At 67.8% G+C, this 13,478-nt stretch carries 13 protein-coding genes and 1 tRNA gene; 8 read left to right on the forward strand and 6 right to left on the reverse strand.

Annotation, left to right across the window (positions count from 1 at the left end):
- Positions 1–29 precede the first annotated feature (29 nt).
- Complete coding sequence (locus AB1824_03995; GenBank protein ID MEW5764117.1) at positions 30–401, forward strand: response regulator; 372 nt, start codon at positions 30–32, stop codon at positions 399–401.
- Between the two features lie 108 nt (positions 402–509).
- Here AB1824_03995 and AB1824_04000 read toward each other — a convergent pair whose 3' ends face one another.
- The 3 genes from AB1824_04000 to AB1824_04010 are packed head-to-tail and all read right to left on the reverse strand — an operon-like array spanning position 510 to position 2,028.
- Positions 510–767, reverse strand: coding sequence for a hypothetical protein (locus AB1824_04000; GenBank protein ID MEW5764118.1), 258 nt, complete (start codon positions 765–767; stop codon positions 510–512).
- Positions 764–1,513, reverse strand: a complete 750-nt coding sequence (locus tag AB1824_04005; protein MEW5764119.1) for a metallophosphoesterase family protein — start codon at positions 1,511–1,513, stop codon at positions 764–766. Before AB1824_04005 ends, AB1824_04000 begins: the two co-directional genes overlap by 4 nt.
- 26 nt (positions 1,514–1,539) lie before the next feature.
- Positions 1,540–2,028 (reverse strand): shikimate kinase, encoded by a 489-nt coding sequence (locus tag AB1824_04010; protein ID MEW5764120.1) that lies wholly within the window; start codon positions 2,026–2,028, stop codon positions 1,540–1,542.
- Between the two features lie 82 nt (positions 2,029–2,110).
- Here AB1824_04010 and AB1824_04015 point away from each other — a divergent pair.
- Positions 2,111–2,185 (forward strand) — tRNA-Val (locus AB1824_04015).
- A gap of 229 nt (positions 2,186–2,414) precedes the next feature.
- Positions 2,415–4,046: an L-glutamate gamma-semialdehyde dehydrogenase gene (gene pruA / locus AB1824_04020; protein ID MEW5764121.1), complete on the forward strand. Its 1,632-nt coding sequence runs from the start codon at positions 2,415–2,417 to the stop codon at positions 4,044–4,046.
- A gap of 101 nt (positions 4,047–4,147) precedes the next feature.
- On the opposite strand, the gene AB1824_04025 is transcribed toward pruA, so the two are convergent.
- The gene (locus AB1824_04025) at positions 4,148–5,317 is read right to left on the reverse strand and encodes a serine hydrolase domain-containing protein (protein MEW5764122.1); all 1,170 of its coding nucleotides are present in this window, start codon (positions 5,315–5,317) and stop codon (positions 4,148–4,150) included.
- 218 nt (positions 5,318–5,535) lie between these two features.
- Between AB1824_04025 and AB1824_04030 the strand changes: the two genes are divergently transcribed.
- Genes AB1824_04030 through AB1824_04040 form a run of 3 tightly spaced genes read left to right on the forward strand, consistent with a single transcriptional unit; the run spans position 5,536 to position 7,564 of the window.
- Positions 5,536–6,072 (forward strand): RNA polymerase sigma factor, encoded by a 537-nt coding sequence (locus tag AB1824_04030; GenBank protein MEW5764123.1) that lies wholly within the window; start codon positions 5,536–5,538, stop codon positions 6,070–6,072.
- Complete coding sequence (locus AB1824_04035) at positions 6,069–6,716, forward strand: zf-HC2 domain-containing protein (GenBank protein MEW5764124.1); 648 nt, start codon at positions 6,069–6,071, stop codon at positions 6,714–6,716. The genes AB1824_04030 and AB1824_04035 overlap by 4 nt, the downstream gene beginning before the upstream one ends.
- A 14-nt stretch (positions 6,717–6,730) precedes the next feature.
- On the forward strand, positions 6,731–7,564 hold the full coding sequence (locus tag AB1824_04040; protein MEW5764125.1) for a DUF4097 family beta strand repeat-containing protein: 834 nt from the start codon (positions 6,731–6,733) through the stop codon (positions 7,562–7,564).
- A gap of 88 nt (positions 7,565–7,652) precedes the next feature.
- On the opposite strand, the gene AB1824_04045 is transcribed toward AB1824_04040, so the two are convergent.
- The gene (locus AB1824_04045; protein ID MEW5764126.1) at positions 7,653–8,669 is read right to left on the reverse strand and encodes a potassium channel protein; all 1,017 of its coding nucleotides are present in this window, start codon (positions 8,667–8,669) and stop codon (positions 7,653–7,655) included.
- Positions 8,670–8,806: 137 nt separating this feature from the next.
- Here AB1824_04045 and AB1824_04050 point away from each other — a divergent pair, with 137 nt between their 5' ends.
- Both AB1824_04050 and AB1824_04055 read left to right on the forward strand, forming a co-directional pair.
- Complete coding sequence (locus AB1824_04050; protein MEW5764127.1) at positions 8,807–11,695, forward strand: PAS domain S-box protein; 2,889 nt, start codon at positions 8,807–8,809, stop codon at positions 11,693–11,695.
- A gap of 158 nt (positions 11,696–11,853) precedes the next feature.
- Positions 11,854–12,690 carry an MqnA/MqnD/SBP family protein gene (locus AB1824_04055; GenBank protein ID MEW5764128.1) on the forward strand — a complete coding sequence of 279 codons (837 nt, stop codon included), beginning with the start codon at positions 11,854–11,856 and terminating at the stop codon, positions 12,688–12,690.
- A 64-nt stretch (positions 12,691–12,754) separates the two neighbouring features.
- Here AB1824_04055 and nikR read toward each other — a convergent pair whose 3' ends face one another.
- Positions 12,755–13,174 (reverse strand): nickel-responsive transcriptional regulator NikR, encoded by a 420-nt coding sequence (nikR, locus tag AB1824_04060; GenBank protein MEW5764129.1) that lies wholly within the window; start codon positions 13,172–13,174, stop codon positions 12,755–12,757.
- Between the last annotated feature and the right edge of the window lie 304 nt (positions 13,175–13,478).

Genomic DNA, 13,478 nt, shown 5'->3' on the forward strand with positions numbered 1-13,478 from the left:
ATTAGGTTAGGGTGGGTGGCTGGGAGAGGATGAAGCAGACGATTCTCGTCATCGACGACAACCCGGATCTCTTGGACATTGTGGACGCCATCCTTTCGGATGCCGGATACGTCGTAGCCAAGGCCCTGAGCGGGGAGGACGGGCTCCACGTGGCGAGGGTCCTGAAGCCGAACTTGGTGCTTCTCGACCTCAACATGCCCAAGATGGACGGCTGGGAGGTCCTCAAGCTCCTCAAGGCGGATTCGGCGACCAAGGAAATTCCCGTGGCCATCTTTTCCGTCCGCACCGACCTCAAGGACAAGATCTTCGGCCTCCAGCGCGGGGCCGTGGACTACATCTCCAAGCCCTTCCAGTACGACCGCCTCACGGAGCGCATCGGCCGGATCCTGGCCAGCGCCTGAGGCGGACGGCGCTCCGGCTCGGGAGCCTGCACCGCTTCTCCGGACGAGCCTCCTGGAATTCGCGGAGGGAACAGCTTGCCGAGCCCCCCCAGGGGCGGACCGCGAGCGCTAGGCGCGAATACGGCCCCGGACGATGGCGGCGCAGACGAGGGCCCTCAAGCGCTCCATCTCCTCGCGGACCTTCTCTTCGATTCCGGGTCCGGCCGGATCCTCCCGGAGCGAACCGTACTCCTGACGCCGCTGAAAGAGGATGCGGCCTCCCACGTAGACTCGGGCCTCCAGGACACGCTCCCGGTCCAGGTCCTCGATCTGAAGGTGGTACTCCACGCCTTCGTGGGGGAAGGTCTCGTTGATCCCCGTGATCATGACCCCACCTGGAGCCGATTCGCGAGGTTGGCGGGAAGTCCGGCCCGCCGGATCCGGTGGGCGGCGCCCTCGAAATCGTACGGGATTCTGCGCACAACGAGGCGCCGGGACTCGGGGTAGAACTCGGCGAAGGCGGCCTTGGGATTCCGGTCCCTGGGCTGTCCCACGGATCCTGGATTGATCAAGTAGCGGGCCTTGGCGTCGAGGACCACTTCCACCGTGTCGCCCGCCAGCGGGACGTGATCCACCCCGCCGGGCGTCTCCTGGTACAGGGCGGGAAAGTGCGTGTGCCCGTAGAAGCACAGCCAGAAATCCCCGGCGCGGAAGGACTGGTACGCGTCGAAGTCGGAGAAGAGATAAGCATCCTCGTCCGGGAAGGAGCCGTGGGCGATCCAGACTCCGGGCAGAACCTCCAGGGGACCCCGGGGCAGTGCGGAGAGGAAGGAGCGGTTCCCGGCCGTCAGTTTTCCGTGAGTCCAGCGGGCCGCCTCCAGAGCCGAGGAATTGAAGTTCCCTCCGTTGTCCATGCCGCAACAGACCTTGTCGTGGTTGCCCCGGACGGCCAGGAGGTTCTTGATTCGCCTCAGCCGGGCCACCACGGCATTGGGGCTGGCACCGTACCCCACCAGGTCTCCCATGCAGAGCACACCCGCGTAACGCCGGCGTTCCACCGCGCGAAACACGGCCTGGAGGGCCTCCATGTTGGAATGGACGTCCGAAAGAATGAGGTACCGAGCTCGACCCAAGGTGCCCCCCGCCGCCTTCCCGTTGATTATAACAGCCTCAAGATGGATTCAACCACCTCGTCCACCGTAAGCCCCTCCGTCCACACCCGGTGGCGGGCGCGCGCATACCAACGTTTCCTACGTAGAAAGAGGCCGAAAAGATCGGGGTCCGAGGCCAGGGGCCTCCGTCGGTCGCCGCCGATCCGCCGCACCGCCTCCTGAAAGGTGAGGTCCAGGTGGACCGTGGGTCCAAGCCCGTTCAAGAAGGGCAGGGTGACCTCGTCGCAGGCCCCCCCGCCGAGGGCCATGACCCGCTCCCCCTCCTCGGGCGTGGACAGGACGACGCGCCGTTCCACCTCCCGGAAGTAGGCCTCGCCCTGCTCGGCGAAGATCCGCGCGATGGACCGCCCCTCCAGGTCTTCCACGAGGGCGTCCGTGTCCCGAAAGGGCCACTTGAGCCTCTGGGACAAGATCCTCCCCACGGTGCTCTTGCCCGAACCCATAAACCCCATGAGGGTAACCGTGCGCCCGCCCATGTCCCCACCCTAGCACACCTCCCGCCCCGCAACCCCCATCCCCTTGACAGCCTCCCGGCGAGACCCGTAAAATCAACTTCTTGGGCGATTAACTCAGCGGAAGAGTACTATCCTCACACGGTAGGAGTCGCTGGTTCGAATCCAGCATCGCCCACCACCTTGGAGCAGAGGGGCCTCGCGTCGTCGGGGCCCCTTCGCTTCTTGCCGCCCGGGTCATTTCGTCGCTTGGCCGAAGTCTTCCTCGATCGCCGTTGCCAGGCGCATCCGGGTCCTCTACAATCGAGGCGGAGCGGCGGCGTCTGCCGCCCCCGCGCGAAGGAGACCCCGGCCCCCGTTCGGGGGCGGTCCGGTTTGAAGCGAACCTGCCAATCTGGTCGGAGGCATCCATGGCGAACAACGTCATTCCCGTCCCCAAACCGCAGAACGAGCCCGTCCTGTCCTACGGTCCCGGCTCGCCCGAAAAGGCGGCCCTCAAGGCCGAGCTGAAGCGCCAGCTGTCGGAGGAGATCGAGATTCCCCTGCTCATCGGAGGGAAGGAGGTCCGAACGGGCAACACGGCCAAGGCCGTCTGCCCCCACGACCACCGCCACGTCCTGGCCACGTACCACCAGGCGGGCGCAAAGGAGGTCGAGCAGGCCATCGCCGCTTCCCAGCAGGCCTGGCGGGATTGGTCCGAAATGCCCTGGGAGCACCGGGCGGCGATCTTCCTCAAAGCCGCGGAGCTCCTGGCCGGCCCCATGAGGGCTTCGGCCAACGCGGCCACCATGCTCAACCAGTCGAAGACCGCCTTTCAGGCGGAGATCGACTCGGCTTGCGAACTCATCGACTTCTATCGGTTCAATCCCTACTACATGCGGTTCGTGTACGAGCAACAGCCCGACAGCGCCAAGGGGATCTGGGACTACGCCGAATACAGGGCCCTCGAAGGGTTCGTCTTCGCCGTCACCCCCTTCAACTTCACCTCCATCGCCGGAAACCTCCCGACCTCCCCCGCCATGATGGGGAACACGGTTCTCTGGAAGCCCGCGTCGTCCGCGGTCTTCTCGGCCTACCACATCTTGAAGGTCTTGCAAGCCGCGGGCCTGCCCGACGGCGTGATCAATTTCGTCCCCGGCCGCGGGGGCCAGGTGGGCGATCCGGTCCTGGCCAGCCCCCACTTCGCCGGTGTCCATTTCACCGGCTCCACCGCCGTTTTTCACGACATGTGGAGGACCATCGGAGCCAACATCGCGACCTACAAGGGGTATCCGCGCATCGTCGGCGAGACGGGCGGCAAGGACTTCGTATTCGCCCACGCCAGCGCCGATGCCGCGGCCCTCGCCACGGCTCTCGTGCGCGGGGCCTTCGAGTTCCAGGGCCAGAAGTGCTCCGCCGCTTCCCGGGCCTACATCCCCAAGAGCCTCTGGCCGAAGGTGAAGGACGACCTCCTCGGGCAGGTGGGGGAGATCAAGATGGGGCCTCCCACGGACTTCCGGAACTTCTTCACGGCCGTCATCGACCGGGGCGCTTTCCGAGACCACAAGGGCTACATCGATTTCGCGAAATCCTGTCCCGAGTGCTCGATCTTGGCCGGAGGGGGCTGCGACGACAGCACGGGGTACTTCATCCAGCCGACGGTGGTCCAGACCACGGACCCCAAGTGCAAGATGATGGAGGAGGAGATCTTCGGCCCCGTGCTCACGCTCTATGTCTACGACGACGCCAGGTTCGAGGAGACCCTGGACCTGTGCGACACCACCAGCCCCTACGCCCTCACCGGGGCCATCTTCTCGACCGACCGAAAGGCCACGGTGACCATGATGAACCGCCTGCGCCACGCCGCCGGGAACTTCTACATCAACGACAAGCCCACGGGCGCCGTCGTGAGTCAGCAGCCCTTCGGCGGGGGAAGGGCCTCCGGGACCAACGACAAGGCGGGATCCTACCTGAATCTCATCCGGTGGACGTCCATGCGGGCGGTGAAGGAGACCTTCGTCCCGCCCACCCACTTCGCCTACCCCTTCATGGCGGAGGAGTGAGCCTCAGGGCTCGGGGCTGGGCGGCACGCCCGAGCCGTTCAAGAGGTCCGGCCCCCGGCCGGACCTCTTTTCGTTCTCCGGAAGCGCCTTGGCGTGGGGTTTCATGGGGCGGGGGATGGGGTCCTCGGGTCCTCCGGGCGGAGCGCCGGCGGGCGGCTGGGCCCGGGGCCGGGACCCGAGGCCGCCACGGCGGCCACCAGGCGCCGCGCCAGCACGCGCCCGTTGGCGGCGTCGTGGTCGAGGATCGTGCCCCCCACGGTCAAATCCAGGGACGGAACGTGAAAGGCGAAGGTGTTCCAAAACCCCTGGTGGCCGTAGGCGATCCACCCGTCCAACTCGATGACCATCAACCCGAGGCGGTAGGGCAGAGTCCCCCGGCCGGTCATGTCCTCCAGGGTCTGAGGGCGATCCAGAACGCCTCCGGTCAGGAGCCGCCGCATGAAGGAGGTCAGTTCCTGCGCATCCGTGACGATACCTCCCCCTCCGAAGAGGTCGAAGGAGGCCCGGAAGGCCGTGACGTCCGTCGGGCCCAGGTATTGATGGGCCCGGGGGCCCGCCTCCGGGGGAGGGGGCTCCATGTATTCCCAGTAGGTGGACCTCAGGCCCAGCCGGTCGTAGCGGAGGAGGTCCCGCACGGCGGATCCAAGGCTCCGGCCCGTCCACCGTTCGATGAGGGAGCCCAGAAGGACGTACCCGCTGTCGCTGTACGCGTACTTCTCCCCAGGTTTCCCGACGGGGTCCTGCCACTCCACGAGCAGGCGGATCTGTTCCTCCGGAGTCCAGGCGTAGTGCGGGTCGGCGAGGATGCGCTGTTCAAAGCGGGGGTCCTTGGTGTGGTCCCCGAAACCGGCCGTGTGGCTCAGCACCTGGGCCAGGGTGATGGCGTCCACGTCGTACCCGTCGCTCTTCAAGAGGTCCCTTTGTGCCGCAGTCAGATTGGCCCCCAACCGATCGTCGAGGCTCAGGCGCCTCATCTCGCACAGGCGGAGGACCGAGGCCGCCACGTAGGTCTTGGTGTTGCTCGCGATCCGGAAGGTGTGCCGGGGTGTGAGGGCCTGCGACTCGCCCCGGGCTTCCTTTCCGGCGGCTCCCGACCAGTCCAGGTTCCGGGATGGGCACAGGACCGTGGCGGCGACCCCGGGAGCCTGGGGGTTCTCGGCGAGGAACGTCTCGAGGACCTCCTGGAGACGGTCCTTCGGATCGGCCGCCAGGGCCGCACGCGCCGCCGAAAGCAGCAGGAGGATGGCCGTTTGCCTGAGGAGTGGTTTCATGGGTCCCCTTCCCGGGGCGCGCGCCGCCGCCCGAGCCTCCGGCGATTGAACCACACAAAGACGGCCGCGGACCAGCACCGGCGCACCGCGTGTCGTGAACGGCTCCCGCTTCGCGAGGCGGGTCCCTTCATTCCTTCAAACCTTTTCGCCCTTTCCGGCGTCTTAACGGGTGAAGAGTGGACGCGGTCCCCCCCGGGAAATGCGTCGGGAGGCGAAGGTTGGAGCAGGCGCTGGCGAACCGGGACACCTTCGACGTCGCGGCGGCCAAGGGAGGGGACCAGGCGGCCTTCGAGCGCCTGTATCGGGCCCACGCGGGTCGCATCCTCGCCCTCTGCGCGCGCCTGACGGGAGACCGGTCCGCGGCGGAGGATCTCACCCAGGAGGCCTTCGTCAAGGCGTGGGAGGGGCTTCCCTCCTTCCGGGGCGAGTGCGCCTTTGCCTCCTGGCTCCACCGCGTGGCCGTGCGGGTCGTGTTGGACGAGGCGCGGGCCAAGGTCCGGCGGCCGAGGACGATGAGCCTGGTGACCGACCCCGGGCGGGGCCCCGGATCGGCTCCGCCTCGGGCAGCCTCCTCCGACGTGGACCTGGAGCGGGCGGTGGCGGCCCTCCCGGAAGGGGCCCGGAGGGTCTTCGTCCTCCACGATGTGCACGGCTTCAGCCACGAGGAGATCGCCGAATTGGCCGGCCTGGCACCGGGGACCTCCAAGGCCCAGCTCCACCGTGCCCGGAAGCTGCTGAGGGAGGCGCTGAGATGATGGACTGCCGGCGTGTGGAAGCTCTGCTGGACGACTACGTGGACGGGTGCCTTCCCGAGATCCAAGCCCGCGAGGTCGAGGCCCACCTCGGGACGTGCGTCCCTTGCGCCCGATCGGAGGACGAAATTCGATCCCTCCTCCGGCGTGCCGGATACCTGCCCATCGCCTTGGAGCCTTCCCGGGACCTGTGGCCCGGAATCGAGGCGGAAATCCGGAGCCCTCGGCGCGAGAGCCCGCGCCGGGCCGGATCGCTCTCTCTCGGATGGCTGGCCGGGGCGGCCGCGGCCCTCGTGGTCCTGACCAGCGCCGTCACACTCTGGGTGACGAGATACCCTCCTTACCCGCAAGGGGGGATGGGGAGGTCTCATCCCGAACTGGCTTTCCTGTCCGCCTCGGAGCCGGACTACCTCCGGGCTCGCGCGGCCCTTCTCGCCGCTCTGGACGATCGTCGGGCCTCCCTTTCGCCCGAGACCCTGCGCGTGATCGAGGAAAACCTCGCCGCCATGGACACCGCGCTGAACTCCATGAAGGCCGCCCTCGAGAAGGACCCCGGGAACCGCAGCCTGGCCGCGCTCATCGAGGCGACCTACCGCGAAGAGATCCGTCTGCTCCGGCGGGCCGCGAGTCTGCCCGCCCACGCCTGAAAAAGGAGACCGCCATGTGGAAGAAGGCCTGGAAGACGTTAGCCGCCGCCGCCGCCGCGATGCTGACCCTCTCTCTCGCGGCCCAACAGAAGATCGACGAAAAGCGACCCGCCGCGCCCGACGGGCTCGTGACCGTTTCCAACGTGAGCGGGTCGGTCACGGTCAAAGGGTGGAGCCAGCCCGAGGTGGCCGTCTCGGGCACCCTCGGCAAGGGTTCCGAGCGGCTGGAGTTCGAGGTTTCTGGGGACCGGACCACCATTCGGGTGATCCTGCCCGAGAACGCCCGCCGGGTGGAGGGATCGGACCTGGAGATCCGGGTCCCGGAGTCCAGCCGCCTGGAGGTGGAGACCGTAAGCGCCGGCATTTCCGTATCGGGCCTCTCGGGCGGCCTTTCGCTGCAGAGCGTCAGCGGCGCGGTCTCGGCGACCGGTCCGGCGCCCGAAGTGGACGCCCACTCGGTGAGCGGACCGGTCGTCGTGGAGACGGACTCGAGGAAGGTCCGCGCCAAGTCGGTGAGCGGGGAGGTCACGGTACGTTCGAATTCGGCCCAGGACGTTCAGATGGAAAACGTCTCGGGCGCCCTCACCTTCGAAGGCGTCCTCTTTCGGGAAGGGTCACTTGAGATCTCGACCGTGAGCGGGCGCGTCGAAGCCTCGCTCCCCAGGGACCTGGCGGCCCGATTCTCCCTGGAGACCTTCAGCGGCGACATCTCCAGCGCCTTCGGGACCGGGAGGGATCTCGAAGAGGACGGGCCCGTCGGGAAGCGCCTGCGTTTCACCACGGGATCGGGCGCCGCCCGCGTGGACATCCAGACCTTCAGCGGGGACATCGTCCTGACCGGCCGTTGACCGGGCACGGCGCTTCGACGGCTGATGCGGCGGGGCCACGGCCCCGCCGCCTTCCTTTCTCCCCTGTCGCCTCCGCGACTCCCGGCCCTCAATCGCCTCCGGCGAGCTTCAGCAGGGCCCGTCGCTGGGCCTGGTCGGCCAGTACGACGAGCACGTCCCCCGGCGCAAGCCTCCTCTCCCGAGGCGGATTGAAGAGGAATTCCCCGCCCCGGCTCCGGAGGGCCACCACCAGGGCCCCGGTCCGGGTGGACAGGTCGGCTTCAGAAAGGGTCTGGTCGACGAGGGAGGACCGTTCCTGGACCTCCGCCTCTTCCACCCTCAGGGACCCGTCGCCCCACCGCAGCATCTGATCCAGGAAGGTGACGACGTTGGGCCGAAGCATCTCCGAGGCCATCCTCAGGCCGCCGATGGTGTGGGGAAAGACCACCGCGTCGGCCCCGGCCTTGAGAAGCTTGTCCCTCGTGCTCTCCTCGTCCGCCCGGGCGATGATCCTCAGGCCGGGGTTCATGGAGCGCGCGGAGAGGACCACGAAGAGGTTGTCCTTGTCCTCCGACAGGGCCGCGAGGAGCCCCCTGGCGCGCTGAATGCCCGCGCGCTCCAGGACCGAGTCATGGGTGGCGTCGCCCTCCACGGTCAGGAGGCCCGGGTTGCCCTGGAACTCCTCCTCCAGCAGGTGCATGTCGCGGTCCACGACCACGGCCTTCTGGCCCGTCCGCAGGAGCTCGGCGAGGATGACCGAACCCACGCGCCCGGCGCCGCAGATGATGTGGTGGTCCGAAAGCCGGGAGATGGCCTTGTCCATCTTTCCCCTCCTCAGGAGCGTGCGGAGTTCCCCCTCCACGAAAAAGGCGGTCACGGAGGAAACGGCGTAGAGCATGGTCCCCATCCCGCCAAGGATGAGGGCCGTGGTGAACCACCGGCCCAGCGGGTCGAGGGGGCGCGTCTCCCCGTAGCCCACCGTAGCCACGGTGATGATCGTCATGTAGGAGGCGTCCGGGAAGTCCCACCCCTGGAGGATCATGTAGCCCGCCACGCCCGCGGCGTATACCACGGCGAGAAGGCTCAGGGGCAGGGCGAGGCGGCGGAGGATCAACCGGAAGTCCATGGGGGCATTCTATCAGCCGGAGGCCCGGCCTCCTAGGGTGAGAGAGGGGTCGGCCGGATTTCCTCTTCAGTGATAAAATCTTGCGATATTCACCCGGATGGCGCAGGACGGCGGCGGTCCTGCCTTGGGAGACGGGCATGTGGCTCGCACTCGCTCAGAACGCGGCGCTCCTCCTGGCGCTCATCCTCCTCTACGACCTCTTGACTCTGCGGCCCAGACGACAGAAACCCACGTGGGATCAGGTTTTTACGGGCATGGCGGTGGGGCTGGTCACGGTGGCCGTCATGGCGGCGAGCATCGAGCTCACGCCGGGTTTGGTCTTCGACACCCGCTCCATCCTGCTGGCGGTCTCGGGGCTCTTCTTCGGGGCCACCCCCACGATCATCGCCGGCCTCCTGGCCGCGGCCTACCGGCTTGACCTGGGCGGGGGCGGAACGGCCATGGGGCTGGCCGTCATCGTCAGTTCCTGCGCCATCGGCATCGCGTGGCGCCACCTCCGCAAGCGGGACCTCTCGTCGATCTCCTTGTGGGAGCTGTACCTTCTCGGCGTCGCGGTCCACGGCGTGATGCTCCTGTGCACGGTGTTCCTTCCCAGGGAGGAGTTGCGACGGACCCTCCCCGCCATCGGCCTTCCGGTGCTCCTGATTTACCCGGCCGCCACGGCCGCTCTGGGGGCCCTGCTCAGCCAGCGCCTGGAGCGAAAGCGCACGCTTGCGGCGCTCGCCGAGAGCGAAGCCCGCTTCCGGGAGATCGTGGAGCATAGCACCAACCTCTTCTACCGCCACACCCCGGATCAGGTCCTCACCTACGTGAGCCCGCAATCCCGCCACTTCCTGGGCTGCGAGCCGGAGGAGGCCAGGGTCCGCTGGACCGAGTTCGTCACGGACCACCCCCTGAACCGCGCCGGATACGAGGCCACCCTCCGGGCCATCGAAACGGGCCGGGCCCAGCCCCCCTACCCGTTGGAGCTTCGAACGAAGGACGGACGCCTCATCTGGGTGGAGGTCCACGAGGCGCCGGTGGTGGAGGAAGGCAGGACCGTGGCCGTCGTCGGGGCCCTGACGGACATCACGGGTCGAAAGCGGGCCGAGGAGGCCCTGCGCGCGAGCGAGGAGAACTACCGGGAGATCTTCAACTCCACCAACGAAGCCATCTTCATCGACGAGGCCGAAACGGGCCGCATGGTGGATGTGAACGAGCCCATGCTCCGCATGTACGGGTACGACTCCAAGGATGAGGTCCTGGCGGGCACCATCGGAGACCTCAGCGCGAACGTGGCGCCGTACACCGAGGCCGCCGCTCAGGAGCACATCCGAAAGACCCTTACGGAGGGCCCTCAGACCTTCGAATGGCTGGCCAAGAAGAAGAACGGGGAAACTTTCTGGGTGGAAGTCTCCCTTCGCAGCTCACAGATCGGAGGCCGGGGCCGGATCCTGGCCGTGGTGCGGGACATCAGCGAGCGGAAGGGCGCCGAGGAGGCCCTGAAGCGTTGGGAGAACCTCCTGGACCGGATCTTCGACACCCTTCCCGTGGGGCTCTGGATCGCGGACGCCGAGGGGCGCCTCGTGAGGAGCAATCCGGCGGGACGCCGCATATGGGGGGGCGAGCCGCTGGTGGGCCGGGAGGACTACGGAATCTTCAAGGCGCGAAGGCTGCCTTCGGGCGAGGAGGTCAAGCCCGAGGAGTGGGCCCTGGCGCGTACCGTTCGGGAGGGCGTGACGGTCCTGGGGGAGATGCTCGAGATCGACGCCTTCGACGGAAAGAAGCGGACCATCCTGAACTCCACCGCTCCGGTGTTCGACGAGGCGGGTCGCGTGGAGGCGGCGGTCATCGTCAACCTGGACATCAGCGACCTGAGAAAGGCGGAGGCAGAAAAGGAGGCCCTCCAGGCCCAGCTCCTCCAGTCCCAAAAGATCGAGGCCATCGGCCGGCTGGCGGGAGGCGTGGCCCACGATTTCAACAACATGCTCAACATCATCACCATCTACGCCGAGCTGGCCTTACGGAAGCTGGGCCCCGACGAGCCCCTCCGGCGGGACATCGAGGAGATCCAAAAGGCGGCGCGCCGCTCCGCCGCCCTCACCCGTCAGCTCCTGGGATTTGCCCGCAAGCAGCAAGCCATGCCCCGGGTCCTGGACCTCAACGAGTCCCTTCGCGAGATGGTCACCATGCTCTCCCGCCTCATGGGGGAGGACGTGGAGTTCACCTTCCTGCCCGGGCAGGACCTCTGGCCGGTCCGCATCGATCCCGTGCAGGTGGACCAGATCCTCGCGAACCTGGCCGCCAACGCGCGGGACGCCATCGATGGAGTGGGCAGGGTCTCCCTGGAGACGCACAACGTTTGTCTGGACGAGGCCTTCCGGGCCCAATACCCGTTCGCCGAGCCCGGGGAGTATGTCCTGCTCACCTTCAGCGACTCGGGTCGGGGGATGGACGAGGAGACCGCGGGACGCATCTTCGAGCCCTTCTTCTCCACCAAGGAGCACCTGGGGACCGGGCTTGGCCTCGCCACGGTCTACGGAATCGTCAAGCAGAACGGTGGGCACATCTTGGTGGACAGCGCCCCGGGACGGGGCGCCACGTTTCGGATCTACCTCCCCCGCTGGAAGGGAGCGGTGGACCGCGCCATCGAGCCCGAGGAGCAGATGGGGCCCGTCGGCGTGGAGACCGTCCTCGTCGTCGAGGACGAGACGGCCATTCTGGAGCTGACCCGGAGAATCCTCTCCGCCCATGGGTACACGGTTCTGGCCGCCCGGTCCCCCGGGGAGGCGCTGGCCGTGGCGGAGAACTACGCCGGAACGATTCACCTCCTCCTCACCGACGTGATCATGCCCGGCTTGAACGGGAGGGAACTGGCCGGGCGCCTCGGGGCCACCCGCCCGGGCCTGCGAGTCGTGTACATGTCCGGTTATACCGCGGACGCCGTGGCCCGGGAGGGGGTCATCGAGGACGGGGTCCGCTTCATCGAGAAGCCGTTCTCCATCGAGAGGCTCCTGTCCGAAGTCCGGCGCGCCTTGGACGCTTGACCCCTGGCGTCGTGAGGTCCGCGACGGAAATGGCGATTCGGGCGGCGCGGCGCAGCGGCCGTCCCGAAGCGGTCCGCGGCCCCCAGGGCGGAGGTGCCGCCGCGCCTTGCCTACCGCCGCTCCCGCTGGTATCCTCGGCCCTTCGAGCAGGAGGCCCCATGGCCGGTCCCGTCATTCGTCTCGCCCACAGCCCCGATTCCGACGACGCCTTCATGTTCTACGCCCTCGCCAAGGGGCTCCTGGATACGGAGGGCCTGGTTTTCATCCACGAATTGCAGGACATCCAGAGCCTGAACGAGAGGGCCCTGCGGGCCGAGCTCGAAGTGACGGCCGTTTCCTTTCACGCCTACGCATTCCTTTCGGACCGATACCTGCTCCTGCCCCACGGGGCGTCCTTCGGGGACGGGTACGGCCCCATGGTGGTCTCCAAAGAACCCCGGGACGTCCGCTCTCTGCGCGGCCTCAAGGTGGCGGTGCCAGGGCGGATGACTTCGGCTTTCCTCGCCCTGAGGCTGGTGGAGCCGGACGTGGAGCCCGTCTTCATGGGCTTCGACGCCATCCTCCCGGCCGTCCGGTCCGGGGAGGTCCCGGCGGGCCTGATCATCCATGAAGGTCAATTGACCTATTTCCGCGAGGGAGTTCACCTGGTGGTCGATCTGGGCGTCTGGTGGAAGGGGCGGACGGGTCTTCCGCTGCCCCTGGGCGGAAACGTCATCCGGAAAGACTTGGGCCCCGAGCGGGTGGCCCAGGTGAGCCGCCTCTTGAAGGCGAGCATCGCCTACTCGCTCAGCCACCGGGAGGAGGCCCTGGACTACGCCATGACCTTCGGCCGCGGGCTCTCCCGAAAAGACGCGGACACCTTCGTGGGCATGTACGTCAACGAGTGGACCCTGGACTACGGAGAGGCCGGCCGGCGCGCCGTGCGGCTCTTCCTGGACGAGGCCTTCGAGAAAGGGCTCCTGCCCCACCGGCCGGTGGTGGAATTCGCGCCGTAGGCGGTGGGGAAGAAGCCCCGGAGTCGGGCTTCGGCCCGGGCGATCTTCCTACTTGCGGTATGTGTCATGTGACATTCTTTCCTGTCGTCGTGGCTACGACCCCGCCATGCTTGACGCCGCGCGTGCTCAGAAGGGCGTCGGCGAGGCGCCGGATGACGGCGCTGGGGCCGCGGAGGATGACGACCTCCAGGCAGTTGTGGGCGTCCAGATGGACGTGGGTGGCGCTGACCACTTCTCCGTGGTGGTGGTGCTGGAGGTCCGTGAGCGCGTCGGCCAGGTGGTGCTCGTGGTGCTCGTACACCAGGCTCACGGTGGCGGCCACCTCCGCGCCGGGGTCCGCCCATTCTTCCCGAACCAGGTCCCGGCGGACGAGGTCGCGAAGCGCCTCCGAGCGGGTCGCGTAGCCCCTTTCCCGGGCCAGGCCGTCGAAGCGCCGGATGAGTTCCTCCTCCATGGACACGCCGAATCGGACCACCCTGGCCATGGGGCACCTCCGCCGGCATTCTATCTCCACAAGGCTGATTCTCGATGGAAACGGCACGGCCTTCGGGGAAGGGCCGCACTTCCCGAGGGGGGCCCCGCTTTCTCCTCAACGGGGAGGGCCGTTCCCTTTCCGCCCCACGGGCGACGCCTGGAGTCAGTCCATCGCCCTCGGCGCCCGCCCGCCTTCGGCTCGAGGGCTCCCGGGCCCTGGTCCGGTGAAGCTCCGCGTTGGCTGGACCTCGGGTTCGTCCTCGCCTGAGACCGCCGTCCCGTTTCCACCGCGGGAGGGGCGCCGCCCGCCACCG

The sequence above is a fragment of the Acidobacteriota bacterium genome (assembly GCA_040752915.1).
Lineage (GTDB): Bacteria > Acidobacteriota > UBA4820 > UBA4820 > DSQY01 > JBFLVU01.

What these genes read in the sequence shown, in the direction of transcription:
- nikR (MEW5764129.1), bottom strand. Translation starts at nt 13,174, where the DNA reads ATGGCCAGGGTGGTCCGATTCGGCGTGTCCATGGAGGAGGAACTCATC.
- AB1824_04040 (MEW5764125.1), top strand. Translation starts at nt 6,731, where the DNA reads ATGTGGAAGAAGGCCTGGAAGACGTTAGCCGCCGCCGCCGCCGCGATG.
- pruA (MEW5764121.1), top strand. Translation starts at nt 2,415, where the DNA reads ATGGCGAACAACGTCATTCCCGTCCCCAAACCGCAGAACGAGCCCGTC.
- AB1824_04025 (MEW5764122.1), bottom strand. Translation starts at nt 5,317, where the DNA reads ATGAAACCACTCCTCAGGCAAACGGCCATCCTCCTGCTGCTTTCGGCG.
- AB1824_04055 (MEW5764128.1), top strand. Translation starts at nt 11,854, where the DNA reads ATGGCCGGTCCCGTCATTCGTCTCGCCCACAGCCCCGATTCCGACGAC.
- AB1824_04045 (MEW5764126.1), bottom strand. Translation starts at nt 8,669, where the DNA reads ATGGACTTCCGGTTGATCCTCCGCCGCCTCGCCCTGCCCCTGAGCCTT.
- AB1824_04000 (MEW5764118.1), bottom strand. Translation starts at nt 767, where the DNA reads ATGATCACGGGGATCAACGAGACCTTCCCCCACGAAGGCGTGGAGTAC.
- AB1824_04010 (MEW5764120.1), bottom strand. Translation starts at nt 2,028, where the DNA reads ATGGGCGGGCGCACGGTTACCCTCATGGGGTTTATGGGTTCGGGCAAG.
- AB1824_04035 (MEW5764124.1), top strand. Translation starts at nt 6,069, where the DNA reads ATGATGGACTGCCGGCGTGTGGAAGCTCTGCTGGACGACTACGTGGAC.
- AB1824_03995 (MEW5764117.1), top strand. Translation starts at nt 30, where the DNA reads ATGAAGCAGACGATTCTCGTCATCGACGACAACCCGGATCTCTTGGAC.
- AB1824_04050 (MEW5764127.1), top strand. Translation starts at nt 8,807, where the DNA reads ATGTGGCTCGCACTCGCTCAGAACGCGGCGCTCCTCCTGGCGCTCATC.